Below are 23,687 nucleotides of genomic sequence, written 5' to 3'. Positions count from 1 at the left end.
CACTGCGTTGCCCCCGGTTATATATTTAGACGCATTGTCCTATGTGAGCAACAGCTATTGAACACGATGACAAGTCCCTGCTGGGCAAGCGGCGAAACTGGCGTATTAAATTAACATCGAGGTGCCACATCAGGATGACGTCGTAATATTTTTCAATTATCCAGCAGCATTTAATGCCGTCGAAATCAGGAGTAATCGATTTTATCGTTATCGGTACATCGACGTCCCATCATTCGAGCCGCACCGTCTTCATGAACGCGTACCGGGCCGCGACGCCTCCCGCGTCCGGGCGCATGAAAACCACAACGATCTTGCTTTTTCTCACAGATAATTTTGTTCGTGCGTAAAATGGCTCAAGGGTCTCTACCGTCTCCAAACATCTGTCTCGATGCCAGCCGTAACGCGTTTCGTCCTGTGCCTGCCGGACCTTGACCTGTCGTTCTACTGGACCCGCTTCCGTGTCCAGGCGCGCGTACGCGTGACGGAGGCGGGGTTCCGGCTCGAGGACGTGCCAGTCCGCTCGACCACCCACCAGTGCGACGTGCTGGCCGCGCTGGAGCTGGGCGCCGGCGACGTGCTCGTACTGCGTCCGCTGGAACGCGACCTGCCCGCCCTGGTGCCCCATGTCGAACGCCTGCACGCGGCAGGCGCACGGGTGCTGCTGCTGGGTGACCTGACCGGGGTGCCGCCCCGGGTGGTCCACGCGCAGGTCCGGGCCGACCACGGGGAGGGACTGGCCCGCGCGACCTCGCTGCTGGCCAGGGGACGCCCCGTGCGCGCCCTGCTGCTGGGCGAAACGCCGCACGCGCGCGTGGATGCCGCCGCGCTGCGCGCCCGCGCACCCGAGGTCACGCACCTGACGATCGCCGTCCCCTGCACCAGCAGCGCGCCGGACGCCATGCGCGTGCACGCCCAGGCGCAGGCGGCCGCGCTGCTCGCGGAAGGCCGGCTGGGCGACGGCGACGTGGTGCTGGCAGTGGAGGACGTACTGGCGCTGGGCGTGCTGGACGCCCTGGCGGCTGCGGGACCACGGGCGCCCAGGCTGGCAGTGGCCGGTTTCGGTGCCGCGCCGGACAGCCTGCGCGCCCTGCGCGAGGGCCGGCTCGCCCTGTCATTGTTTTTCGATCCGGGCGTCTGGCTCGACGCGCTGCTGGCCACGCTGGACGCCGCCCCCGGCGGCAGGATGCTCCTCCACGCCGGGATGGTCGACGCCGGCAATGTCGACGCTTTCCAGATCGCGCACGCCACCTGGCTGATCGCCACGCTGGAAGAAACCGTCAACCAGGCGCGCGCGGCCCGCCAGGCGGCCGCCTTCCTCGACGCCGTGGTCGAAAACATGCCGGCCATGCTGTTCGTGAAGCGCTTGCCGGGCCTGCGCTTCGAATTCGTGAACCGCGAGCGCGCGCGCTGGCTGGGCATACCGCGCGAACGGATCCTGGGCCGCACCGTCCACGACGTCGATCCGCCCGAGGCGGCCGACCTGGACACGCTGAGCGACCACGAGACGCTGGCGTCCGGCACGATCGTCGACCAGCCCGTGACCGCCGTCCGGCGCGCCGGCGGCGACATGCGCTACGTCCTGACCCGCAAGATCCCGCTGCTCGACCCGAACGGCCAGCCGTCGCACATGATCGGCATCGCGCTCGACGTGACCGAGCGCGAACTTGCCGAGCAGGCGCTGGCGCGGCGCCAGCAGGAACTGGAAGCGGCGCACCAGGCGCTCAAGGAAAACCAGGACAAACTCCTGATCGCCGAGAAGATGGCGGCCCTTGGCCGCCTGACCGCCGGCATCGCACACGAGATGAACACACCGCTGGCGACCATCCGGGCCGCACTGGGAGAGCTGGACGCGCTCGTCACCGAATACGCCGAGTCGGCGGGCGACGCCGAAGTCACGGAGGAAGACCATCGCCAGATCGTCGCCGAGATGCGCCAGTGCGCCACCCAGGCCACGCTTTCGGCCCAGCGCGCCGCTGCGTTCGTCCGTAGCATCAAGCACCACACGCGCGACCAGGGCAACGAGGAGCGTGTGCGTTTCGCCGTCGTGCCGGCGCTCGAAGAAAGCATCCTGCTGCTCGACCACCAGTTCAAGCGCCAACGCTGCACCGTGCACCTGGATGCGCCCGTCCCCTCGCTGGAGGTGACGGGCACGCCCGCCGGGCTGGGCCAGGTGGTCACCAACCTGCTGACCAACGCCGTCGACGCAGGCGCCCAGTCGATCATCGTCCGCGCGGCCGAGTCAAGGGCCGGCATCGAACTCGCCGTACTGGACGACGGTGCCGGCATCGCGCCGGCCGACCTGCGCCGCATCTTCGAGCCGATGTTTACCACGAAGCCGTTCGGCCAGGGCACGGGCCTGGGCCTGGCGATCGTGCACGACATCGTCGTCGCGCAATTCGGCGGCAGTATCGACGTCGCCAGCACGCTCGGCGTCGGTACCCGCATCACCCTGCATTTCCCCCATCCCGGAAAGGATCCGTGACCATGGTCCGCAAAACCCGCCACGCCACCCGCACCGATTGGGTCATCCTCCTCACCGATGACGACCAGACCTACCTCGACGCCATCCGCAAGCTGCTCGAACGTGAAGGCCACCGTGTGCTGACCGCCCGCGACGGCGAGGAGGCCTTGGCGTTGCTGGCCAGCGTCCACGTCGACCTGCTGCTGCTCGATTTCTACATGCACGGCATGACCGGCGAGGAAGTGGTGGGCGAACTGCGCAAGACGAACCCGATGCTGCAAGTGATCCTGCAGACCGGCTACGCGTCCGAGCAGCCGCCGCGCGCGCTCCTCAGGCGCCTCGACATCCAGGGCTACCACGACAAGAGCGAGGGGCCCGACAAGCTGCTGATGTGGGTGGACGTGGGACTGAAAGCGGCCCATTCGGCCCGGCTGCTGCACAAGAGCCGCGTGGGCCTGCGCTACATCCTCGACGCGACGCCCGGGCTGCACCGGCTGCAGCCGCTGGAAAACCTGTTGCAGAACATCATCTTCCAGGTCACCGGCCTGTTCGGCGTCGCCAATTCATGCGTCGCCAGCCGGGAGCACCACACCGACGATCCCGGCGTCGCGCCGTCCTGCTTCCTCGCCGTGTTCGAGGACGATGCCGGTCCCACCGTGCACGCGGCGACCGGCCGTTACGCGGGGGCCGGCGGGTTGAACGAGCAGGAGCTCGATGGCCTCCTGGCGCGGGCGCTGGACCAGGCCACGCGGAGCCGCCGCCCACAGGTCGGCACCGACGCCACCGTCGTGCCCCTGTGCGTGGCCGATCAGGCGATCGGCGTGATCTACCTCGACAAGCCGATCGTCGACAACCAGGACCTGGAACTGGTGTCCGTGTTCGCCAACCAGGCCGCGGTGGCAATCCGCAACGCGCAATTGTTCAAAATGGCCACCGTCGACCCGCTCACGGGCGTGCACTTGCGCCGCTTCGTGGAACAGTGGACGATCGTCGAGATCCGCAAGGCTTGCCGCCACGGCGGCCCGCTGACGCTCCTGATGGTGGATATGGACGGCCTGAAGCGCATCAACGACGACAGCGGCCACCTGGCCGGCGACCAGGCGCTGGTCGCCATGGGCCGCCTGCTGCGCGCCATCGTGCGCGAAGGCGACATGGCGGGCCGCTACGGCGGTGACGAGTTCATCGTCGTCCTGCCGAATACGGGCGAGATTGGTGCAGCCCAAGTCGCCGCACGCCTGCTCGACCTGCTGCAGGACACGGGCATCGAGTGGCAGGGCCGAAGCCTGCCGGTGCGCGGCAGCGTCGGCATGGCGACCCTGCTGCCAGTGCCGGAAACCTTGCGCAGCGCGTCCGCGCCGCCGCGCCAGTACTTCGAGCGGGTCTACGACGCGCTGCTGGCAGCGGCCGACCGCGCCCTGTACGAGGCCAAGCGCGGCGGCCGCGGACGGCTGCACGCGGCGGGCGAGTGCCCCTGGCTGGATTTAAGTCATTGATTGAAAGCTTGTTCTCTTACATCAGGATGACGTCGTACTGCTCCTGATGATAGCCCCGTTCGACCTGCAACGAGATCTTCTTGCCGATGAAATCGCCGAGCATGGCCAGGTGCTGCGATTCCTCCTCGAGGAACATGTCGACCACTTCCTGCGAGGCGACGATGCGGAACTCGCGCGGGTTGAACTGCTTGGCCTCGCGCAGCAGTTCGCGCAGGATTTCGTAGCAGATCGTCCGGCTCGTTTTCACTTGCCCCTTGCCGGCGCAGGCGGGACAGGGCTCGCACAGGATGTGGGCCAGCGATTCGCGCGTGCGCTTGCGCGTCATCTCGACCAGGCCCAGCGCCGAGAACCCGCTCACGGACACCTTGGTGCGGTCGCGCGACAGCGTTTTCTTGAGCTCCGCCAGCACGGCGTTGCGGTGCTCGTTGTTCTCCATGTCGATGAAGTCGAGGATGATGATGCCGCCCAGGTTGCGCAGCCGCAGCTGGCGCGCGATCGCGTGCGCCGCTTCCAGGTTCGTCTTGAAGATCGTGTCGGCGAAATTGCGCCCGCCGACGAAGCCGCCGGTGTTGACGTCGATCGTCGTCATGGCCTCGGTCTGGTCGACGATCAGGTAGCCGCCCGACTTGAGGTCGACGCGCCGGCCCAGCGCGCGCAGGATCTCTTCCTCGACGCCGTACAGGTCGAACAGCGGACGCTCGCCCGTGTAGTGCTGCAGGCGCGACAGCACGCTGGGCGTGTACACCTGCGCGAATTCGACCAGTTTCAGGTAGTTCTCGCGCGAGTCGACGAGGATCGCGGCCGTCTCGTCGTGGACGAAGTCGCGCAGCACGCGCTGGGCCAGGCTCAGGTCCTGGTACAAGAGGCTCGTCGCGGGACGCGTGCGCGCGCCTTTCGTGATCGCGCCCCACGTCTTGCGCAGGTAGTCGATGTCGGCGGCGAGGTCGGCGTCGGAGGCGTCCTCGGCCTGCGTGCGCACGATGTAGCCGCCGTTCTCGTCCGGCGGCAGCAGGCCCGCGAGGCGCGCGCGCAAGGCTTCGCGCTCGGATTCCTTCTCGATCTTTTGCGAGATGCCGATGTGCTTGTCCTGCGGGAGATAGACGAGCATGCGGCCGGCGATCGAGATCTGCGTGGACAGGCGCGCGCCCTTGGTGCCGATCGGGTCCTTGATCACCTGCACCGTCAGCACCTGGCCGTCGAACAGGATTTTCTCGATGGGGGTCGGTGCGCTGTTGCTACTGTTGCTGGCGCCATTGCTGCCGTCGTGCGGCTTGGCTTCCCAGATGTCGGCCACGTGCAGGAAAGCGGCGCGTTCCAGGCCGATGTCGATGAAGGCCGACTGCATCCCCGGCAGCACGCGCACGACCTTGCCGAGATAGACATTGCCCGCCAGGCCACGGGTGAGCGTGCGCTCGATGTGCAGCTCCTGAACGGCACCCTGTACCACCAGCGCGACCCGTGTTTCTTGCGGGTTGATATTGATCAGGATGTCTTCAGTCATGTGACCAGGTTTTAATTGTTGTCCAGGATCACATCATACACGCAGGGTGGGCACTCCGTGCCCACGCGTAACGCCAACGAGCCGCGTACGCCATTACAAAATGCTGACGCCCGCTTTCTGCAATAACTGCGCGGTCTCGAACACGGGCAACCCCATGATGCCCGAATGGCTGCCTTCGATATGCTCGATGAACAGGGCGGCGAGGCCCTGGATGCCGTAGGCACCGGCCTTGTCGTAGGGTTCGGGCGTGGCGCAATACGCCTGGATCGCGGCCGGGGTGAGCTTCGCGAAACGCACGTCCGACACCTGCGTCACCTGCTCGAACACGTCCGTGTAGTGCAGCGCGACGGACGTCAGCACCTGGTGCGTGCGGCCCGACAGGCGTTCGAGCATGGCGACGGCTTCCTTGTGGTTGGCCGGCTTGCCGAGGATCTCGCCGTCGATGGTGACGGTCGTATCGGCCGACAGCACGGGGCGCAGCGGCATGCGGCGCAGGTGCAGCACGTTCCACGCGAACGCGCCCTTTTCGCGCGCCACCCGCGCCACGTAGTCGAGCGCGGGCTCGTCCGCGAACGTGTCTTCGCTGACGTCGATGCCGCGGGCCGGGTCGGAGCGGAGGCTGAGGATGTCGAAGTCGATGCCGACCTGGCGCAGCAGTTCGCGCCGGCGCGGGCTCTTCGAAGCGAGGTAGATTTTTTTGTCGAGCGGTTTCATCGGGTCACACTCGATGGTAGGGATGGTTCTGGGTAATCGTCCAGGCACGATATAACTGTTCCGCGAGCATCACGCGCACGATACCGTGCGGCAGTGTCATGCTGGAGATGCGGATCAGGCCATCGGCCCGCGCCTTGAGTTCCGGATCGAGGCCGTCGGCCCCGCCGATCAGGAAGACGCAATCGCGCCCGTCCTGCTGCCAGGCCTCCAGTTGCTGCGACAGGCCGACACTGGTCAAATCCTTGCCGCGCTCGTCGAGGGCGACGATGCGCGCGCCCTTCGGCAGCACGGCCTCGATGCGCTCGCGCTCGAGCGCCATCGCGGTCGCCGCCGTCTTGCTGCCGGAACGCTCGACCGGCTTGATTTCCTTGAGCACGATGCGCAGTTCCGGCGGCATGCGTTTGACGTATTCCGCGAAGCCGGTCTCGATCCAGGCCGGCATCTTGTGGCCGACCGCAGCGATGATCAACTGCATTGCAGCTTATTCGTCGGCTTTTTTGATGCGGCGGATGACTTTCTTGGCCGGTGCGGCGCCCTCGGCCGCGGCCTTCGTGGCGCGCTTCGGTGCGGCGGCAGCCTTGGCAGCCTTGGCGGCCTTCGCGTCCGCGGCGGCGGTCTTGGACACGGCAACCTTCACGGTGGCGCCGGTCGGGATCTTCTTCGCGGCCGCTTTCTTGGCGGCCGGCTTGGCGGCGGCCGATTTCTTGGCCGCCGGCTTGCGCTCGCGCACCGGCTTCGCATCTTCCTGTTCCTGGTTGGCGGCGAGGTGCTTCGACTTCGCTTTCGGTGCGGCCGCGTCCAGGCCTTCGGTCGTCGACTTGCGCTTGGCGGCGCCCAGCTTCACAGGCTTGTCGCCCCAGATTTCTTCCAGGCGGTAGTACTGGCGGATGGCCGGCTGCATGATGTGCACGATCATGTCGCCCAGGTCGACGAGGACCCATTCACCCGTGTCTTCGCCTTCCATCCCGATCACGTCGCCGCCTGCGTCCTTGACCTTGTCGCGCACCGAGGCGGCCAGCGCCTTGGTCTGGCGATTCGACGTGCCCGACACGACCGCGATACGGTCGAACAGGCTGGTCAGGTGCGTCGTGTCGAACAGGACGATTTCCTGGCCCTTGACGTCTTCGAGGGCGTCGACGACGAGCGTTTGCAGTTTCTTGATATCCATTAGCTTTTGTATAAGTTATGTTGTTGAATATAGTCTAGCACTTGCGGCGCAACCAGCGCGCTTATGTCAGTACGGGGTCGCGCGTGCAGCGCAGCGCGCACCTGGGTGGCCGAGATGTCGACGGCCAGCGTGTGCGCCAGGCAGACTTTGCCCGCCGGGCTCGCGCGCACATCGTCGAACGACGCGCGCCGGTGTGCCAGTTCCGCCGCCACGGCGGGCGGCAGCGCGGCATCGTCGAGCCCGTAGCCGGGGCGGGCGGCCACGCCAAAATTGGCCAGCGCGAACAGGTCCTGCCAGTCGCGCCAGGTGTCCAGCTTTTGCAGCTGGTCCGCGCCCATCACGAACACGATGGAGACGCTTGGTCCCAGTTCCGCGCGCACTTCGCGCAGCGTTTCGACCGTGTACGTCGCGCCGTGGCGGGCGATTTCGCGGGTATCGATCGTCACGGGCGCGCTGCTGCCCGCGAACGCCAGTTCGAGCATCGCCACGCGCTCGGCGTCGCCCGCTTCCAGGCCGGTCTTTTTTTGCCACGGCTGGCCGGCCGGCAGCACGCGCAGCTCGTCCGGATGGAGCAGGCGCGCGAACAGTTCGGCCAGTGCGACGTGGCCGTGATGCGGTGGATCGAAACTACCTCCCAGCAGTGCTACACAGGAATTCGCACACGTTGTCACGAAGCCAGCCAGTCCCGGTGGGGAAGGAAGTCCGAATACAGTTGCGCTTCCGGGCTGCCCGGTTCGGGATGCCAGTCGTAGCGCCATTTGACGATCGGCGGCATCGACATCAGGATCGCCTCCGTGCGCCCGCCCGACTGCAGGCCGAACAGCGTGCCGCGGTCCCAGACGAGGTTGAATTCGACGTAGCGCCCGCGCCGGTAGGCCTGGAAATCGCGTTCGCGTTCGCCGTAGGGCAGGTCCTTGCGGCGCTGCAGGATCGGCAGATAGGCGTCGAGGAAGCCGTTGCCAACACGTTGCACCATGGCGTACGCCGTGTCGAATCCGGGTTCGTTGAAGTCGTCGAAGAAGATGCCGCCGACGCCGCGCGCTTCCTTGCGGTGCTTCACGTAGAAATAATCGTCGCACCAGCGCTTGAAGCGCGGATGCAGGTCGTCCCCGAACGGCGCCAGCGCGTCGTGGCACACCTGGTGGAAGTGGCGCGCATCGGCCTCAAAGCCATAACAGGGCGTGAGATCCATGCCGCCGCCGAACCACCAGACGGGGTCCTTGCCTTCGGCCGTCGCTTCGAAAAACCGCACGTTCATATGCACGGTGGGTGCATACGGATTGCGCGGATGGGTCACGAGCGACACGCCCATCGCTTCCCACGCGCGGCCCGCGAGTTCCGGCCGCGCGGCCATCGCGGACGGCGGCAGGTTCGTGCCGCGCACGTGCGAGAAATTCACGCCGCCCCGTTCGATCACATTGCCTTCCTCGATGAGGCGCGAGACGCCGCCACCGCCTTCGGGCCGTTCCCACGTGTCGCGCAAAAAGGGCTTGCCGTCGACGCCTTCCAGCGCGTGCACGATGCGCGCCTGCAGGTCGAGCAGCCAGGCCTTGACGGCGGCGGGATTCGGGGTGGACATGTGGGAATGGGTGAGAAAAAAATGAACGGGGGATTGTACACCGATGCGGGGGATCGTGACAGGCGACCGGTCATTGCGCAAGTTGCTACAAGGAAACCGCTACCACAGCTCCAGCCGTATCGTCCCCGGGCTTCTATCAATACTGCGTAAATACCTAGAAATTTCTGCACATTTTTATTTTTTATGGCTGGAATTACAAGCAATACATACCTTTTGCTAATAGCCTTGTCTCATGAAATCGATTTCCTAGCCTACCGCACCGGCTGGCGCCCTGATCCTCGATGACCTGGGCTGGAAAACCATAATAAATATCGACCGGAGACCGCCATGAAGCAAACGATCACTCATCAGCCACAGCCACAGCCGTAGCGCGAACCGCGCACGGCGACGACGCCAATCATCCTCGTTTCAACCCTCCGCACCGCGCGCACGGACCGGCTTTGGCCGCGCCCGGCACGTCGGTGCACATGCAGCAAGCGCGCGCCGGGCCGGCCGGGGCGCGCCGATCCGGCGGCTCGTCCGCCCTACCGGCAACCACGATTTATCACTTTCTTGGAGTTCAAGCATGAAGAAGCAATCCCTTGCCCTTGCCTGCGCCCTGGCCGGGTTGGTGGCGGCCTGCGGCGGCGGCAGCAGCCCGTCGTCGCAGTCGCCTTCCCTTGCCGCCATGGTCGGCAGCGCGTCCGGCGGCGGCGCCGATGTCGCGACGACGGGTAACCGGTGGCAGAGCGTCAAGTACGGCGGCAGCGGCTACGTGACGGGCCTGATCTTCCACCCGACCAGCCCGAACGTCCTGTATGCGCGTACCGATATGGGCGGGACCTATCGTTGGGACGCGGCGACCTCGTCCTGGACCTCCATCACGGACGGCTTCGGCATCCGCGAAGAATTCTTCAACGGCGCCGAAAGCGTCGCCCTGGACCCGAACGACGACAAGCGCGTCTATCTGGTCACGGGCATGTACGATTGGTCTGGCACCAATGCCCGCCTGTACATTTCCACGGACCGCGGCGACAACTGGACGCATGTTGATTTGCCGTTCCGCGCCGGTTCCAACGATCCGGGCCGTGCCATCGGCGAGCGGCTGATGGTCGATCCGAACAAACCGTCGGTCCTGTACTACGGTTCGCGCACGTCGGGCCTGTGGAAGAGCACGGACTACGGCCAGACCTGGAACCAGGTGACGTCCCTGACGTCGTTCCAGTATCCCGGCGACCAGATCAGCAACCTGCCCGGACGCACCTTGGGCGGCATCGAGGGTGTGCTGTTCGACACGTCGACCACGGGCACGGGCACGGCCACGCAGACCATCTACACGTCCGTGGCGCCGGATTACGCCAATGCGGCCGGCCTGAATTACAACCTGTACAAGTCGACCGACGGCGGCGCGACCTGGGCGGGGGTGACGACCCCGGTGACCGGCTTCTATATCCCGCACATGGTCCGTGCCAAGGATGGCATTGTCTACGTCGCGTTCACCAAGGAAATGGGCCCGGGCGCCGGCGGTCCGTGCAGGTTGTACAAGTTCGATGGCACCAATTGGACACTGCTGAAGAGCTACGATACGGAGCAATGGGTGAACTTCGGCATGGGCGGCCTGTCCGTGTCCGGTTCCGGCCCGACGACGCGCATTGCACTGGGCGTCTCGAACTCCTGGGGTAACTGGCAGGGCCAGCCGGTCGTGCAGGTGTCCGATGACGCCGGCCAGACGTGGCGCGAGATCGCGTCGATGACCCCGCATACGCCGTCCGACGTGGACTTCTCGGGCTGGGTCGACGACGTCGAGATCGATCCGAGCAACCCCGACCACATCCTGCACGTGTTCGGCGGCGGGATCTGGGAGACGAAGAGTGCGTCGGCAGCCACGCCCAACTGGAACCTGGACGTGACCGGCCTCGAGGAAACCGCGACGATCAGCCTGACGACGCCCCCCAAGGGCGCCGGCTACGCGCTGCTGAGAAGCTCCGGTGACATCGGCACGCACGTGCAGACCGAGCTCCTGAAGAAACCGACGCGCGGCCCGGTGGGCTGGTTCAGCAACGGCCACGCCACCGACATGGCCTGGTCGAATCCGGCCTATATCGCGGCGGTCGGCTCCGGCGGCTGGGTCCAGAATAACCCCCGCGGCGCCTACTCGACCGACTCCGGCGTGACCTGGACGGCGTTCGCCAGCAAGCATCCGGACGCAATGAACAACCAGGGCAACGAGGAAACGATCGCCGTCACCAAGCCGGGCAACATCATCTGGGCACCGCCGGCATCGCGCCCGGCCTACACGACGGACAACGGCGCGACCTGGACGTACACGAACCTGCCGTCCATCGCCGCGGTGGGTGGCGCCTACCGTGTCGTCGCCGACCGCAAGAACCCGAACAAGGTCTATGCCTTCAATTCGAGCGGCGCGTGGTGGAACCAGTGGTCGGATACGGCGCACTTCTGGTACTCGACGGACGGCGGCCACACCTTCACCGAAAGCGCGACGTTCGTGAGCGCGGGCGCCCAAGTGGCGAGCTTCTACCAGTCGTCGATCGCCGTCAATCCGAATGCCGAAGGCGATATCTGGGTGGCCGACGGCTTCAGTGTCCTGCACTCCAAGGACTCGGGCGTGACCTGGACCAAGCTGAATGCGACGGCAGCGATCTATGGCAGCAGCCAGTTCTACCCCGACGTGTACGGCGCGACCTCCATTGCACTGGGCAAGGCGCCCGCCGGTGCGGCGTACTCGGCCTCGATCTACATCGTCGGTGTGATCAATAACGTGTGGGGCGTGTACCGCTCCGACGACGGTGGCGCAGCATGGCGCCGGATCAACGACGACAAGCACCAGTACGCCGGCATCAGCAACCTGGCGGCCGATCAGACCGTGCCGGGACGTGTGTATGCAGCCGGCGCGGGCCGCGGCGTCGTGTTCAGCTATTGATGTCCACGCCGGCGCCTTCGCGGGCGCCGGCGGCATCAATCAAGATTATTTTCGGAGAACCACATGAAATTCAAAACCATCCTCGCCGCCGTCGCCCTGGTGGCGGCAGGCAGCGCCAGCGCGACCGTCCTGAACTTCGACGGCCTGACCGAGATGATGTACGGCGACGGCTTTCCGCTGGCCGACAGCATGACCTATAGCGGCCCGAACCTGACGTATGTGGAATCGGGCTTCCAGGTGACCCTGAACGCGCCGGGCGCGGACGCCGGGGCGGCGCACATCGGCGACGGCACATACGAGCCGCAGACCTATAACTGGCACGACGGCATGGAAAACGGTGCGGGCTCGTTCGTGACCCTGAGCCGCGTCGACGGCGGCAAGTTCGATCTGAAAGGCTTCGATTACTACACGGACGCGAGCGACGTATCGGCCGACGGCACCTGGGTGGGCTCGATCCAGGACGCGGGCACATGGACCACGGCGCTGACCGGCATCACGGCACTGCGCCTGAGCTCCGGCGCCTTCAATCAGATCGACAACGTCGACGTGGAAGCGGCCGCCAGTGCCGTACCGCTGCCGGGCACGCTGGCGCTGATGCTGGGCGGCCTGGCTGTGGGTGGGCTGGCGCGCCGTCGTCGCGGTTGAGTCTTTGTCGTCATCACCGTCAAAAACCGTCGTTCCCGCGAAGGCGGGAACCTAAGTCTGGCTTCCGAAGTTAGCCTTCTTGCGACTTCTCAGTAGCCCAGCGAGTCCTCGGCCCGACCATGCCGTTTTCGGAACCGAGGACACGAATATGGACAAGTCGAGCTACGTCTACATCCTGGCTAGCAAGCCATACGGTACGTTATACGTCGGCGTTACCTCCGATCTGATCAAACGTGTTTGGCAACATCGCGAAGGATTCGTAAGCGGGTTCACAAAAGACGCCGGTACGAAACGCCTCGTCTGGTACGAGGTACATGCCGACATCACGCAGGCCATCACACGTGAAAAGCGGATCAAGAAATGGCGGCGGGACTGGAAGGTTAATCTCATCCAGAGTATGAACGCCGATTGGCGTGATCTCTACGATGAAATTTGTCGGTAGGTGCGTAACTTGGGTCCCCGCCTGCGCGGGGAGGACGTTTGAACTCGGGGTTCCGCTTGCGCAGGGACGACGTGCTTATTGTGTTGGCCTAAAAACCGTCGTCCCTGCGCATGCAGGGACCCAATTTCCTTACCGAAGTCGTAACCGAAGCGGCCAAAGAGAAAGCGGGACACCGCTCTCGCCGTATCCCGCTCCGAAGCAACCAAAAGCAGCGCTTACGCCTGCTTGATCCCGCGCCAGCCGATGTCGCGCCGGTACTGCGCGCCGTTGAAGTGGATCTTCTCGACCGTCTCGTACGCCTGCTTCTGCGCCATCTTGACGCTGTCGCCCAGGCCGACGACGCACAGCACGCGGCCGCCCGACGTCTGCAGCGTGCCGCCGACCAGTTGCGTGCCGGCGTGGAAGGTGACGCATTCCGGCGTTTCCGCGGGGATGCCGTCGATGATGTCGCCCTTGGCCGGGGCGTCCGGATAACCGGCCGCCGCCATCACGACGCCCACCGCGGTGCGGCGGTCCCATTCCAGTTCGACCTTGTCCAGCGTGCTGTTGCAGGCATGTTCCAGCACCGTCACGAAGTCGCTCTTCAGGCGCGTCATGATGGGCTGCGTTTCCGGATCGCCCATGCGGCAGTTGAATTCGATGACCTTGGGCACGCCGGCCGCATCGATCATCAGGCCCGCGTACAGGAAGCCGCTGTACGGGATGCCGTCCTTGGCCATGCCCTGGATGGTCGGGTTGATGATCTCGCGCATCACGCGCGCGTGGATCGACGGCGTCACGACGGGCGCCGGGGAGTACGCGCCCATGCCGCCCGTGTTCGGCCCCTGGTCGTGGTCCTTGAGGCGCTTGTGGTCTTGCGACGTGGCCAGGGCGACGACGTTCTTGCCGTCGCACATGACGATGAAGCTCGCTTCTTCGCCGGCCAGGAATTCCTCGATCACGATGCGCGCGCCGGCGTCGCCGAAGCGGTTGCCCGACAACATGTCATCGGCCGCCTGGTGCGCTTCGTCGAGGGTCATGGCGACGACGACGCCCTTGCCGGCGGCCAGGCCGTCGGCCTTGATGACGATGGGCGCGCCCTGGGCGTCGATGTAGGCGTGGGCTTGCTGGACGTCGGTGAAGGTCTGGTACTGCGCCGTCGGGATGCCGTGGCGGTGCATGAAGGCCTTGGCGAAGTCCTTCGAGCTTTCCAGCTGGGCCGCTTCCCGGGTCGGGCCGAAGACCTTCAGGCCGCGCGCGCGGAACAGGTTGACGATGCCGGCCGCCAGCGGCTGTTCCGGCCCGACGAGCGTCAGGTTGACGTTTTCCGCGACGACGAAGTCGGCCAGCGCGGCCGGATCGGTGATGTCGATGTTGACCAGGCGCGCATCGCGCGCGGTGCCGCCGTTGCCCGGTGCGACATAGACCATCTGGACACGTTCGGATTGGGCCAGTTTCCAGGCCAGGGCATGTTCACGGCCGCCAGAGCCGACTACCAGGATTTTCATGGATTGCTTTCGCCAGGCGATGCCTGTGCTTGTACTTGAATGAAGCTTATTCTTCAATGACCGCGTTCGTATAGACTTCCTGCACGTCGTCCAGGTTTTCCAGGGCGTCGAGCAGCTTCTGCATCTTGAGCGCGTCTTCGCCGGTGAACACCGTCTCGGTGTCCGGCTTCATGATGACTTCGGCGGAATCGGCCTTGAAGCCGGCCGCTTCCAGCGCTTCCTTGACGCCGGCAAAGCCGTTCGGGTCGCACAGCACTTCGAAGCCGCCTTCGTCGTCCGGGATCACGTCGTCGGCGCCCGCTTCCAGCGCGGCTTCCATCAGCTTGTCTTCTTCGACGCCAGGCGCGAACAGGAACTGGCCCACGTGCTTGAACATGAACGAGACGGAACCTTCGGTGCCCATATTGCCGCCGAATTTGCTGAACGCATGGCGGACTTCGGCCACGGTGCGCACGCGGTTGTCGGTCATGCAGTCGACGATGATGGCGGCGCCGCCGATGCCATAGCCTTCGTAGCGGATTTCTTCGTAGTTGACGCCTTCCAGGCCGCCCGAGCCGCGCTGCACGGCGCGGTTGACGTTATCCTTCGGCATGTTCGCGTCGGCCGCCTTCTCGACGGCGAGGCGCAGGCGCGGGTTGGTCGTAACGTCGCCGCCACCCATGCGGGCGGCAACCGTGATTTCCTTGATCAGTCGGGTCCAGATCTTGCCGCGCTTCGCGTCCGTCGCGGCTTTCTTATGCTTGATGTTGGCCCATTTGCTGTGTCCAGCCATGTCGAGTCTTCCTTAGGCAGAGGACCTCGCTGGATTGCAATGATCGAGGCCCCGGGTATGATAATCCTCGACATTTTAGCATAGGCACCCCGTCTAAAAACTGTCAGGGAAACAACAATGCGGTGCCCAGTCCGACCAGTCCGAGCCCCGTCGCGCATGCCACCACATGGCCGCCGGGCAGCAGTTTTTCGGCCAGAATCAGCGCGATCAGGCCGGCGATCACGGGCAGGTCCAGCACGCCGGCCGGCAGCACGAGCGCCAGCAGCAGCCAGCAGCAGCCCGTGCAGTAGCGGGCATCCGTGACGCCCATGCGGAACGCGCCCCACGTGCCGCGGCGCCAGTGCGTGAGGACGAACGCCAGCGGCGCGCGGCAGTTGTCCAGGCAGACGTGCTTGGCGGGCGTCCACTGGTAGACGCCGGCCGCGACGAGGGCCAGGGCGCCGACGGTCGGGTGCGCGATGCCCATCGTCTCGTCGAGCGCGCCGGCGTCGTGCAGCTGCCAGTCGGCCAGGGTGGCGGCGAGGGCGCAACAGGTCCAGGCGAACAGGTAGCCCAGCATGAACAGGAAGGTCGAAGGGTAGACCCAGCGCTCGCGCACGAGCCGCTTGACGCGCGCATACAGCAGTACGGACGGCGCCGCGGCCGGCAGCATCATCGCCGCGATGACGACGATCCACAGCGCCAGCAGGCGCGCGAGGTCGGCCGTGTGGTACGGCGTGGCCAGGATGTGGCCGCCGGTGCCGGATCCCGGCGGCGACAGGCGGCCGGCCCGGAAGATCAGGAACAGCAGGCAGGCCCAGCACAGCGCCGCGAGCAGCGCCAGCAGGGCGAGGACGACGGTGCGGTCGGCACCGGGGCGGCCGACGCCGCTGGCGCGGCTCATTGCTTGCCGGCTCCGGCCGGTTGGGTGCAACGGTGTGCCATGGACATCCTCCAGTCGACGGTTGAGCGATGATGGCAATTGGACCGCGTGCTGCCGGCCGGGTTCGGAGGCGTCCTCAGCCGGCGACGTGGATTCCCCGTACAATCGTCGGATGAGTAAATCTGCTGTTGACATTTCCGTTGCGTCGCCCCCACGCCCGGCCGTGCTGGGCGGCCTGGCAATCGCCATCGCGGGCGCCGTCCTGTTTTCCACGAAGGCGATCGTCGCCAAACTGCTGTACCGCTACCACATCGATGCCGTTACATTGATCGCGTTCAGGATGCTGTTCTCGTTTCCGGTGTTCGCGGCCGTCGCGGTGTGGAAGATGCGGACCGAGCCGCCGCTCACCGTGCGCGACCGCTGGCGTCTCGTCGGGCTGGGGCTGGTCGGCTACTACCTGTCGAGCTACCTGGATTTCCTCGGCCTGCAATACATCTCGGTGGGCCTGGAGCGCCTGATCCTGTTCCTCACGCCGACCTTCGTCCTCCTGATCACGGCACTGGGCCTCAAGCGCCGCATCGCCCGCGCGCAATGGATCGCGCTCGGCCTGTCGTACTGCGGCATCGTGCTCGTGTTCGCGCACGACCTGCAGGGCGGCGCGGGCAGTACCGTGACCGGATCGCTGTTCGTGCTGGGTTCGGCGATCTGCTACGCGACCTATCTGCTGGGCACGGGCGAGATGGTGCGCCGCATCGGCTCGCTGCGCCTGGTGGCATACGCGATGTGCGTCTCGAGCGTGGCGTGCATCGCCCAGTTCTTCGTGCTGCGCCCCGCCAGCCTGCTCGTGCAGCCGCTGCCGGTTTACGGGCTCTCGCTCGTGAATGGGATATTCTGTACCATCTTCCCTGTCTTCATGACGATGGCCGCGGTCCAGCGCATCGGCGCGACGACGGCATCCCAGGCCGGCATGATCGGCCCGGTGTCGACGCTGTTCCTGGGCTGGGCCATGCTGGGGGAGGCGATCACGACCGTGCAACTGGCCGGAACGGGCCTGGTGCTGGCCGGGATCTATCTGCTGTCGCTGAAAAAACAAACTTGATCAACCAGAACGCCAGAACGGAACGGAACATGAAACCTCGCATCGCCCTGATCGCCCACGACAAGAAAAAAGACGACATGATCGCGCTCGCCGCCGAGTACGTCGACTTCCTGCGCGGCTGCACGCTGTCGGCGACCGGCACCACGGGCGGACGCCTGATCAATGAACTGGGCCTGGACGTGACGCGCATGCATTCCGGTCCGGTCGGCGGCGACCTGCAGATCGGCGCCCACCTGGTCAACGGCGAGATCGACTGCGTGATCTTCCTGCGCGACCCGATGACCCCGCAGCCGCACGAACCGGACATCAACGCGCTCGTGCGCGCCTGCGACGTGCACAACATCCCGTGCGCGACCAACGTGGCGAGCGCCCACCTCGTGCTGTCGCAGCTGCAGGCGACGGAAAACTGATGCCGACGGGAGGCCGGCCATGACGACGTCAAAAGCAATCCGCTTCGCACGCACGGGCGGGCCCGAGGTGCTGGAATACGTCGACGTCCAGGTCGGCGACCCCGGCCCGGGCGAGGCGCGCGTGCGCAACCACGCGATCGGCGTGAACTTCATCGACACGTATTTCCGCGCGGGCCTGTACCCGCTCGACCTGCCGAGTGGTCTCGGCCAGGAAGCGGCCGGCGTCGTCGAGGCGGTGGGCGAGGGCGTCACGCACGTCAGGCCGGGCGACCGCGTGGCCTATGCGGCGCGCCCGAACGGCGCCTACAGCCAGCTGCGCGTGATGCCGGCCGACGTCCTCGTGCACCTGCCGGACGACATCTCGTTCGAGACGGGCGCCGCGATGCTGCTGCAGGGCCTGACCGTGCAATACCTCCTCAAGCAGACCTATGCCGTGCAGGCGGGCGAGACGGTCCTGTTCCATGCCGCGGCCGGCGGCGTCGGCCTGATCGCGTGTCAATGGGCGCGCGCATTGGACGTGAACCTCATCGGCACGGCGGGGTCCAACGAGAAAACGGCGCTGGCAAAGCAGCACGGCGCCGCCCACGTCATCAACTACAACACCGAGGACGTCGTGCAGCGCGTACTGGAGATCACGAACGGGGCCAGGGTGCCGGTCGTCTACGATTCGGTCGGCAAGGACATGTTCACGCGCTCGCTGGACTGCCTGCGGCCGCGCGGACTGATGGTCAGCTTCGGCAATTCGTCGGGGCCGGTGCCGCCGTTCGCGCTGAACGAGCTGGCGGCGCGCGGCTCGCTGTACATCACGCGGCCGACGCTGCAATCGTATGCGGCCACGCGGGCGCAGCGGGAGTCGATGGCGGCCGACCTGTTCCAGATGGTGTCGAGCGGGCAGGTGAGCATCGAGATCCACCAGCGCTTCCCCCTCGCCGACGCGGCGCAAGCCCACATCGCCCTCGAAGGCCGTCGCACGACGGGCAAAACGATCCTGCTGCCATGAGAGAATTTAGCGACGATAATGAACCGCCGATCGACCCGCAGCCGGCCACGGCGCCGCGTTTCGGGCGCTTGCTGGTGGTGTTGATGCTGGCGGTGCTGCTGATCGTGGGGATTACGTTTTTGTCGGAAGCGTACCTCGGTTGAACGATGGTGGTCACTGGGTGCCCACGCCTGAAAACGTCGTCCCCGCGGAGGCGGGGACCCAAGTTTGCTGGCGTTGTCGAGACACGTAAAAATCGGGCCCCTGCCTGCACAGGGGCGACGGGATCCGCGGATTAACCGTTCTGCCGCGGATCCTGCTTCAACTCGATCACCCGCGACCCGCCATTCGGCCCCGGAAAGCCTTCGAACGCGCTCTGCACGAGGGCCGGCATCACGGCCGGGGTCGACATCTGCTTGCTGACGTTGCGGACCGTGACGTCGAACAGGCGCTTGCCGTCCGTCGCCGACGCGATCGACAACTGCAGCTGGCGGTGGTAACGGTGTTCTTCCTGCACGTCATAGGCCGGGTACGGGCCCCACAGCGGGTCGTAGAACGGGCTGTACCAGCCGCCCCAGTAGCGCCGGCGCCAGCCCATGTAGGCGAAGCGGGGCGAGTACATCGGCGTGAAGGTCGGGTAGATGACCTGCGTCGGCACGTCGATGGTCGAGAAGCGCATCGACACCTTCAGGGCGGGCGACTGCGGCACCTCATGGAAGCCGAGGCGGCTCATCTGGGTGCGCACGAGGTTTTCGTAGCTCTGCAGCTCGAGCGTGTTGTCCTGCGGCGGGGGCGTCTCGAACGCATAGCTCTTGTCGGGCAGCTGGGCGGGCCACTGGTTGAAGGTGGTGACGTCACTGCGGATCGTCGTCGCACAGCCGCCCAGCAACAGGCTCAGCGAGGCGACCGCCGTGATCATGGTACGTTTCATGATGCGCTCCATCTATTCGGTATTCCCTGTCTGTCGGATGTCAAATCCTGTAATCGGTCTTGTTCAGGTGACCATATTATTCCCGATGCGTGATGTTCGTCGATACATTTACGCGCGGTTACTGCCTATACATGGCGATACAAAAGAAAGGTTAGACGGAGTGTGGCGTGAAGCTGTTGGTAAAATAAGCATCCCACCAACGGCTTTGCGGACCCTGACCATGCGCACCGATACGCCCCAGACGATCTACCGGAAGGATTACACCGCCCCCAGTTATCTGGTCGATACCGTTGAACTCGGCTTCGATCTCGACCCCGCCCGCACCGTCGTCGCCAACCGCATGACGATGCGCCGGAATCCCGCCAGTGCCCAGCGCGAAATCGAGCTGTACGGCGAAGACATCGAACTGGTGACCCTGCGCCTGAACGGCAAGGCGCTGGCCGAGGGCGAGTACACCGTCGAGGGCAACCTGCTGCGCATCCCCAACGCGCCGGAAGAGGCGACGCTGGAAATCGAAACCGTCTGCATTCCAGAAAGCAATACTACCCTCAGCGGCCTGTACACGTCCAATGGCAGTTTTTATACGCAGTGCGAGGCCGAAGGTTTCCGCCGCATCACCTATTTCCCGGATCGTCCGGACGTGATGGCCCGCTTTACCGTGATGCTGCGCGCCGACAAGGACAAGTATCCGGTGCTGCTGTCGAACGGCAACCTGGTCGAGGAAGGCGAACTGCCGGACGGCCGCCGCTACGCGCTGTGGGAAGACCCATTCAAGAAGCCGTCGTACCTGTTCGCCCTCGTCGCCGCGCGCCTCGTGTGCCAGGAAGAGGACTTCGAACTGGCCGACGGCCGCACGGCCCTGCTGCAGGTGTGGGTGGAAGAGGGCAACCTCGACAAGACGGATTACGCGATGCAGTCGCTCAAGCACAGCATCCGCTGGGACGAAGAGCGCTGGGACCTGGAGCTCGACCTGGACCGCTTCATGATCGTCGCCGTGGGCGACTTCAACATGGGCGCGATGGAAAACAAGGGCCTGAACATCTTCAATACGAAGTTCGTGCTGGCCAATCCGCGCGTCGCGACGGACGTCGACTTCCAGGGCATCGAGGCCGTCGTCGGCCACGAATACTTCCACAACTGGACGGGCAACCGCGTGACCTGCCGCGACTGGTTCCAGCTGTCGCTGAAGGAAGGCCTGACCGTGTTCCGCGACCAGGAATTCTCGGCCGACATGATCGGCACGAACACGGGCCGCGCCGTCACCCGCATCGACCAGGTGCGCACATTGCGCCAGGCCCAGTTCCCGGAAGACGCCGGCCCGATGGCGCACCCGGTCCGTCCCGACTCCTTCGTCGAGATCAATAATTTTTATACGGTCACCGTCTACGAAAAAGGCGCCGAAGTCGTGCGCATGTACCAGACCCTGCTGGGCCGCGACGGCTTCCGCAAGGGCATGGACCTGTATTTCGAGCGTCATGACGGCCAGGCCGTCACCTGCGACGATTTCCGCCTCGCCATGGCAGACGCCAACGGCCGCGACCTGACGCTGTTCGAGCGCTGGTACAGCCAGGCCGGCACGCCGGTCGTGCAGGCCGAGACCCGCTACGACGAGCAGGCGCAGACGTACACGCTGCGCCTCGTCCAGTCGTGTCCGGCGACGCCCGGCCAGCCGGAAAAGCTGCCGTTCCACATCCCGGTCGCCGTCGGCCTGCTGGGCCGCGACGGCCGCGACCTGCCGCTCACCGTGGAGGGAACAAACCGCGGAACGACGGCCGTGCTGGAGCTGACGGACGCCGACCAGACCTTCACCTTCACCGGCGTGACGGAACAGCCGACGCCGTCGATCCTGCGCGATTTTTCCGCGCCCGTGATCCTGAAGTACGGCTACAACGACGCCGAACTGGTGCACCTGTTCAGCCACGACAGCGACCCGGTCAACCGCTGGGAAGCGGGCCAGCGCCTCGCGATGAGTCGTTTGCTGAAGCTGGCCGGCCAGGTGGCCGCCGCCGGCAACGTCATCGAGACTGCCAGGCCGGACCTGGACGACGTGTTCGTCGACGCCATGCGCAAGATCCTCACGGACGACACGCTGGACCCGGCCTTCCGCGAACAGGCCCTGTTGCTGCCGTCGGAAACGATGGTCGCCGACCAGCTGGACGTCGTCGACCCGCTCGCCATCCACCTGGCGCGCCAGTTCGTGCGCGCCGCCATCGGCACCCGCCTGCGCGCCGAATTGCGGGCGCAATACGACGCCAACCAGACGCCGGGCGACTACAGCCCGGACGCCGGATCGATCGGCAAGCGCGCACTGAAAAACCTGGCGCTGGCCTATCTGTGCGCGGCGCCGGACGACGACAGCCTGACGCTGGCCCGGCAGCAATTCGACGGGGCGACGAACATGACGGACCGCGTGGCCGCGCTGGCGGCCCTCGTGCATGCGCGCGCGCCCGCCGCGGCGGACGCCCTGCAGCGCTTCTACGACGAATTCCAGGGCGAGGCGCTGGTCGTGGATAAATGGTTCGCGATGCAGGCCGCCGCCCCGACGACGAACGTGAACCGCGTGCGCGAACTCATGACGCACACGGCCTTCACCTTGCGTAATCCGAACCGTGCGCGCAGCCTGGTGTCTACGTTCTGTGCAGGCAATCCGGTGGGCTTCCACGCGCCGGACGGCGGCGGCTACGCGTTCTGGGCCGAGCAGGTGATCGCGCTGGACGCGCTGAACCCGCAGGTGGCCAGCCGCCTGGCCCGCGTGATGGACCGCTGGCGCCGCTTCACGCCGGACCTGCAGGCCCACATGAAGCGGGCGTTGCAGCAGGTGGCCGGGCAGGCGAAGCTGTCGAACGATGTGCGCGAGGTGGTCAGCAAGGCCCTCGCCAATTAAAGATTTTCACAAACCGAAGGAAGTCCATGAAACGAGTCAGCCTGACGCAATACCTCGTCGAGGAACAGCGTCTCCACAGCAACATCCCCGCGTCGCTGCGCCTCCTGATCGAGGTGGTGGCGCGCGCCTGCAAGACCATCTCGCACTCGGTCGGCAAGGGGGCGCTCGGCGATATCCTCGGCAGCGCCAACACCGAGAACATCCAGGGCGAAGTGCAGAAGAAGCTCGACGTGATCTCCAACGAGATCCTGCTCGAGGCCAACGAGTGGGGCGGCCACCTGGCGGCGATGGCGTCGGAAGAAATGGAATCCATCCACCCGATCCCGAACCGCTACCCAATGGGCGAATACATGCTGCTGTTCGATCCGCTGGACGGCTCGTCGAACATCGACGTCAACGTGTCCATCGGCACCATCTTTTCCGTGCTGAAGGCGCCGGACGGCATGACGCACCCGACCGAGGCCGACTTCATGCAGGCCGGCAGCAAGCAGGTCGCGGCCGGCTATGCCGTGTACGGCCCGCAGACGATGCTCGTGCTCACCACCGGCAACGGCGTCAACTGCTTCACGCTGGACCGCGAGATGGGTTCCTGGGTCCTCACGCAAAAGGACATGCAGATCCCGGAAGATACGAAGGAATTCGCGATCAACATGTCGAACCAGCGCCACTGGCATCCGCCCGTCACGCGCTATGTCGACGAAATGCTGGCCGGTAAGACGGGCGTCCGCGGCAAGGATTTCAATATGCGCTGGATCGCCTCGATGGTGGCCGACGTGCACCGCATCCTGAACCGCGGCGGCATCTTCATGTACCCGGCCGACCAGCGCGACCCGTCGCAACCGGGCAAGCTGCGCCTGATGTACGAAGCGAACCCGATGGCCCTCATCGTCGAACAGGCCGGCGGCGCCGCGACGGACGGCCGCGAGCGCATCCTCGACATCGTTCCGCAGAAGCTGCACCAGCGCGTGCCCGTGTTCCTCGGCTCGAAGAGCGAAGTGGAGCGCGTGACGAGCTACCACCAGGAATGATTTTCGGCCGCTCCACATAAAATTGCCGAGTCGGACTAGCAAGTTTGCGGAGTTGTTGTTAGAATGCGGGCTCCTTTGCGGTGCAGCTCATTCGATTGAGCAACACCCATGATGGCCTCCGGGCCGCCAGCAGTCTGATGGCAAGGTAGTGCAGGCACAGGTTAAACGGTTGTTCCGGTTTAGCCGCTGTAGCTCAGTCGGTAGAGCAGCGCATTCGTAATGCGAAGGTCACCAGTTCGATTCCGGTCAGCGGCACCAAAATTCAGCAGTAAGGATAAAGGGTTGCAAGCGAAAGCTTGTGACCCTTTGTTT

The 23,687-nt window shown here is 65.4% G+C and carries 21 protein-coding genes and 1 tRNA gene; 12 read left to right on the top strand and 10 right to left on the bottom strand.

Translation table 11 applies throughout. The annotated features are described in order from the left end of the window. Positions 1 to 388: 388 nt before the first annotated feature. Both U9J41_RS14905 and U9J41_RS14900 read left to right on the top strand, forming a co-directional pair. On the top strand, positions 389 to 2,482 hold the full coding sequence (locus U9J41_RS14905; protein ID WP_322402976.1) for an ATP-binding protein: 2,094 nt from the start codon (positions 389 to 391) through the stop codon (positions 2,480 to 2,482). A gap of 2 nt (positions 2,483 to 2,484) precedes the next feature. After that, a complete protein-coding gene (locus U9J41_RS14900) occupies positions 2,485 to 3,954 on the top strand; it encodes a diguanylate cyclase (RefSeq protein ID WP_322402975.1) in 1,470 nt (489 codons plus the stop codon). A 16-nt stretch (positions 3,955 to 3,970) separates the two neighbouring features. On the opposite strand, the gene rng is transcribed toward U9J41_RS14900, so the two are convergent. The 6 genes from rng to hemF all read right to left on the bottom strand — a co-directional run bounded on the left by rng (position 3,971) and on the right by hemF (position 8,916). Then, on the bottom strand, positions 3,971 to 5,455 hold the full coding sequence (gene rng, locus U9J41_RS14895; protein ID WP_322402974.1) for a ribonuclease G: 1,485 nt from the start codon (positions 5,453 to 5,455) through the stop codon (positions 3,971 to 3,973). A 93-nt stretch (positions 5,456 to 5,548) separates the two neighbouring features. Continuing rightward, a complete protein-coding gene (locus tag U9J41_RS14890; protein ID WP_322402973.1) occupies positions 5,549 to 6,169 on the bottom strand; it encodes a Maf family protein in 621 nt (206 codons plus the stop codon). A 4-nt stretch (positions 6,170 to 6,173) separates the two neighbouring features. After that, the gene (rlmH, locus tag U9J41_RS14885; RefSeq protein ID WP_056449784.1) at positions 6,174 to 6,644 is read right to left on the bottom strand and encodes a 23S rRNA (pseudouridine(1915)-N(3))-methyltransferase RlmH; all 471 of its coding nucleotides are present in this window, start codon (positions 6,642 to 6,644) and stop codon (positions 6,174 to 6,176) included. 6 nt (positions 6,645 to 6,650) lie between these two features. After that, on the bottom strand, positions 6,651 to 7,337 hold the full coding sequence (rsfS, locus tag U9J41_RS14880) for a ribosome silencing factor (protein WP_322402972.1): 687 nt from the start codon (positions 7,335 to 7,337) through the stop codon (positions 6,651 to 6,653). After that, positions 7,337 to 8,008 (bottom strand): nicotinate-nucleotide adenylyltransferase, encoded by a 672-nt coding sequence (locus tag U9J41_RS14875; protein ID WP_322402971.1) that lies wholly within the window; start codon positions 8,006 to 8,008, stop codon positions 7,337 to 7,339. The genes rsfS and U9J41_RS14875 overlap by 1 nt, the downstream gene beginning before the upstream one ends. After that, positions 8,005 to 8,916 (bottom strand): oxygen-dependent coproporphyrinogen oxidase, encoded by a 912-nt coding sequence (gene hemF, locus U9J41_RS14870; protein ID WP_322402970.1) that lies wholly within the window; start codon positions 8,914 to 8,916, stop codon positions 8,005 to 8,007. Before hemF ends, U9J41_RS14875 begins: the two co-directional genes overlap by 4 nt. Before the next feature lie 565 nt (positions 8,917 to 9,481). On the opposite strand from hemF, the gene U9J41_RS14865 reads away from it, so the two are divergent. The 3 genes from U9J41_RS14865 to U9J41_RS14855 all read left to right on the top strand — a co-directional run bounded on the left by U9J41_RS14865 (position 9,482) and on the right by U9J41_RS14855 (position 12,923). After that, positions 9,482 to 11,836 (top strand): WD40/YVTN/BNR-like repeat-containing protein, encoded by a 2,355-nt coding sequence (locus tag U9J41_RS14865; RefSeq protein WP_322402969.1) that lies wholly within the window; start codon positions 9,482 to 9,484, stop codon positions 11,834 to 11,836. Between the two features lie 63 nt (positions 11,837 to 11,899). Next, positions 11,900 to 12,481 (top strand): hypothetical protein, encoded by a 582-nt coding sequence (locus U9J41_RS14860; protein ID WP_322402968.1) that lies wholly within the window; start codon positions 11,900 to 11,902, stop codon positions 12,479 to 12,481. Positions 12,482 to 12,629: 148 nt separating this feature from the next. Next, positions 12,630 to 12,923, top strand: coding sequence for a GIY-YIG nuclease family protein (locus U9J41_RS14855; RefSeq protein ID WP_056449772.1), 294 nt, complete (start codon positions 12,630 to 12,632; stop codon positions 12,921 to 12,923). A gap of 215 nt (positions 12,924 to 13,138) precedes the next feature. Here U9J41_RS14855 and purD read toward each other — a convergent pair whose 3' ends face one another. The 3 genes from purD to U9J41_RS14840 form a co-directional block, all read right to left on the bottom strand. After that, positions 13,139 to 14,410 (bottom strand): phosphoribosylamine--glycine ligase, encoded by a 1,272-nt coding sequence (gene purD, locus U9J41_RS14850; protein ID WP_056449770.1) that lies wholly within the window; start codon positions 14,408 to 14,410, stop codon positions 13,139 to 13,141. A gap of 46 nt (positions 14,411 to 14,456) precedes the next feature. Beyond that, a complete protein-coding gene (locus tag U9J41_RS14845) occupies positions 14,457 to 15,182 on the bottom strand; it encodes a YebC/PmpR family DNA-binding transcriptional regulator (RefSeq protein WP_056449768.1) in 726 nt (241 codons plus the stop codon). 103 nt (positions 15,183 to 15,285) lie between these two features. Continuing rightward, entirely contained in the window at positions 15,286 to 16,065 is a 780-nt protein-coding gene (locus U9J41_RS14840; RefSeq protein ID WP_322402967.1) for a DUF2182 domain-containing protein, read from the bottom strand. A gap of 151 nt (positions 16,066 to 16,216) precedes the next feature. Between U9J41_RS14840 and U9J41_RS14835 the strand changes: the two genes are divergently transcribed. Genes U9J41_RS14835 through U9J41_RS14820 form a run of 4 tightly spaced genes read left to right on the top strand, consistent with a single transcriptional unit; the run spans position 16,217 to position 18,696 of the window. Next, positions 16,217 to 17,143 carry a DMT family transporter gene (locus U9J41_RS14835; RefSeq protein ID WP_322402966.1) on the top strand — a complete coding sequence of 309 codons (927 nt, stop codon included), beginning with the start codon at positions 16,217 to 16,219 and terminating at the stop codon, positions 17,141 to 17,143. 29 nt (positions 17,144 to 17,172) lie between these two features. After that, on the top strand, positions 17,173 to 17,553 hold the full coding sequence (locus U9J41_RS14830) for a methylglyoxal synthase (RefSeq protein ID WP_322402965.1): 381 nt from the start codon (positions 17,173 to 17,175) through the stop codon (positions 17,551 to 17,553). Between the two features lie 19 nt (positions 17,554 to 17,572). Next, entirely contained in the window at positions 17,573 to 18,553 is a 981-nt protein-coding gene (locus tag U9J41_RS14825) for a quinone oxidoreductase family protein (protein WP_322402964.1), read from the top strand. Next, positions 18,550 to 18,696 (top strand): hypothetical protein, encoded by a 147-nt coding sequence (locus U9J41_RS14820; RefSeq protein ID WP_200958406.1) that lies wholly within the window; start codon positions 18,550 to 18,552, stop codon positions 18,694 to 18,696. Before U9J41_RS14825 ends, U9J41_RS14820 begins: the two co-directional genes overlap by 4 nt. Positions 18,697 to 18,827: 131 nt before the next feature. On the opposite strand, the gene U9J41_RS14815 is transcribed toward U9J41_RS14820, so the two are convergent. Then, positions 18,828 to 19,463: a DUF4136 domain-containing protein gene (locus U9J41_RS14815; RefSeq protein WP_322402963.1), complete on the bottom strand. Its 636-nt coding sequence runs from the start codon at positions 19,461 to 19,463 to the stop codon at positions 18,828 to 18,830. 220 nt (positions 19,464 to 19,683) lie between these two features. Between U9J41_RS14815 and pepN the strand changes: the two genes are divergently transcribed. The 3 genes from pepN (at position 19,684) to U9J41_RS14800 (ending at position 23,633) form a co-directional block, all read left to right on the top strand. After that, positions 19,684 to 22,347 (top strand): aminopeptidase N, encoded by a 2,664-nt coding sequence (gene pepN / locus U9J41_RS14810; protein WP_322402962.1) that lies wholly within the window; start codon positions 19,684 to 19,686, stop codon positions 22,345 to 22,347. A 26-nt stretch (positions 22,348 to 22,373) separates the two neighbouring features. Continuing rightward, complete coding sequence (locus tag U9J41_RS14805) at positions 22,374 to 23,375, top strand: class 1 fructose-bisphosphatase (protein WP_322402961.1); 1,002 nt, start codon at positions 22,374 to 22,376, stop codon at positions 23,373 to 23,375. Between the two features lie 182 nt (positions 23,376 to 23,557). Further along, positions 23,558 to 23,633: transfer RNA gene (locus U9J41_RS14800), tRNA-Thr, on the top strand. Positions 23,634 to 23,687 lie beyond the last annotated feature (54 nt).

This window comes from Massilia luteola, from assembly GCF_034420155.1.
Classification (GTDB): domain Bacteria; phylum Pseudomonadota; class Gammaproteobacteria; order Burkholderiales; family Burkholderiaceae_D; genus Telluria; species Telluria luteola.
This window is presented reverse-complemented; position numbering and strand designations above follow the sequence as displayed.

Excerpts from the sequence above, each read along its gene's own strand:
- purD (WP_056449770.1), bottom strand. The coding sequence starts at position 14,410 with ATGAAAATCCTGGTAGTCGGCTCTGGCGGCCGTGAACATGCCCTGGCC.
- U9J41_RS14840 (WP_322402967.1), bottom strand. The coding sequence starts at position 16,065 with ATGAGCCGCGCCAGCGGCGTCGGCCGCCCCGGTGCCGACCGCACCGTC.
- U9J41_RS14825 (WP_322402964.1), top strand. The coding sequence starts at position 17,573 with ATGACGACGTCAAAAGCAATCCGCTTCGCACGCACGGGCGGGCCCGAG.
- U9J41_RS14815 (WP_322402963.1), bottom strand. The coding sequence starts at position 19,463 with ATGAAACGTACCATGATCACGGCGGTCGCCTCGCTGAGCCTGTTGCTG.
- pepN (WP_322402962.1), top strand. The coding sequence starts at position 19,684 with ATGCGCACCGATACGCCCCAGACGATCTACCGGAAGGATTACACCGCC.
- U9J41_RS14865 (WP_322402969.1), top strand. The coding sequence starts at position 9,482 with ATGAAGAAGCAATCCCTTGCCCTTGCCTGCGCCCTGGCCGGGTTGGTG.
- U9J41_RS14805 (WP_322402961.1), top strand. The coding sequence starts at position 22,374 with ATGAAACGAGTCAGCCTGACGCAATACCTCGTCGAGGAACAGCGTCTC.
- U9J41_RS14855 (WP_056449772.1), top strand. The coding sequence starts at position 12,630 with ATGGACAAGTCGAGCTACGTCTACATCCTGGCTAGCAAGCCATACGGT.
- U9J41_RS14845 (WP_056449768.1), bottom strand. The coding sequence starts at position 15,182 with ATGGCTGGACACAGCAAATGGGCCAACATCAAGCATAAGAAAGCCGCG.
- U9J41_RS14905 (WP_322402976.1), top strand. The coding sequence starts at position 389 with ATGCCAGCCGTAACGCGTTTCGTCCTGTGCCTGCCGGACCTTGACCTG.
- rsfS (WP_322402972.1), bottom strand. The coding sequence starts at position 7,337 with ATGGATATCAAGAAACTGCAAACGCTCGTCGTCGACGCCCTCGAAGAC.
- U9J41_RS14835 (WP_322402966.1), top strand. The coding sequence starts at position 16,217 with ATGAGTAAATCTGCTGTTGACATTTCCGTTGCGTCGCCCCCACGCCCG.
- hemF (WP_322402970.1), bottom strand. The coding sequence starts at position 8,916 with ATGTCCACCCCGAATCCCGCCGCCGTCAAGGCCTGGCTGCTCGACCTG.
- rng (WP_322402974.1), bottom strand. The coding sequence starts at position 5,455 with ATGACTGAAGACATCCTGATCAATATCAACCCGCAAGAAACACGGGTC.
- rlmH (WP_056449784.1), bottom strand. The coding sequence starts at position 6,644 with ATGCAGTTGATCATCGCTGCGGTCGGCCACAAGATGCCGGCCTGGATC.
- U9J41_RS14860 (WP_322402968.1), top strand. The coding sequence starts at position 11,900 with ATGAAATTCAAAACCATCCTCGCCGCCGTCGCCCTGGTGGCGGCAGGC.
- U9J41_RS14820 (WP_200958406.1), top strand. The coding sequence starts at position 18,550 with ATGAGAGAATTTAGCGACGATAATGAACCGCCGATCGACCCGCAGCCG.
- U9J41_RS14900 (WP_322402975.1), top strand. The coding sequence starts at position 2,485 with ATGGTCCGCAAAACCCGCCACGCCACCCGCACCGATTGGGTCATCCTC.
- U9J41_RS14830 (WP_322402965.1), top strand. The coding sequence starts at position 17,173 with ATGAAACCTCGCATCGCCCTGATCGCCCACGACAAGAAAAAAGACGAC.
- U9J41_RS14890 (WP_322402973.1), bottom strand. The coding sequence starts at position 6,169 with ATGAAACCGCTCGACAAAAAAATCTACCTCGCTTCGAAGAGCCCGCGC.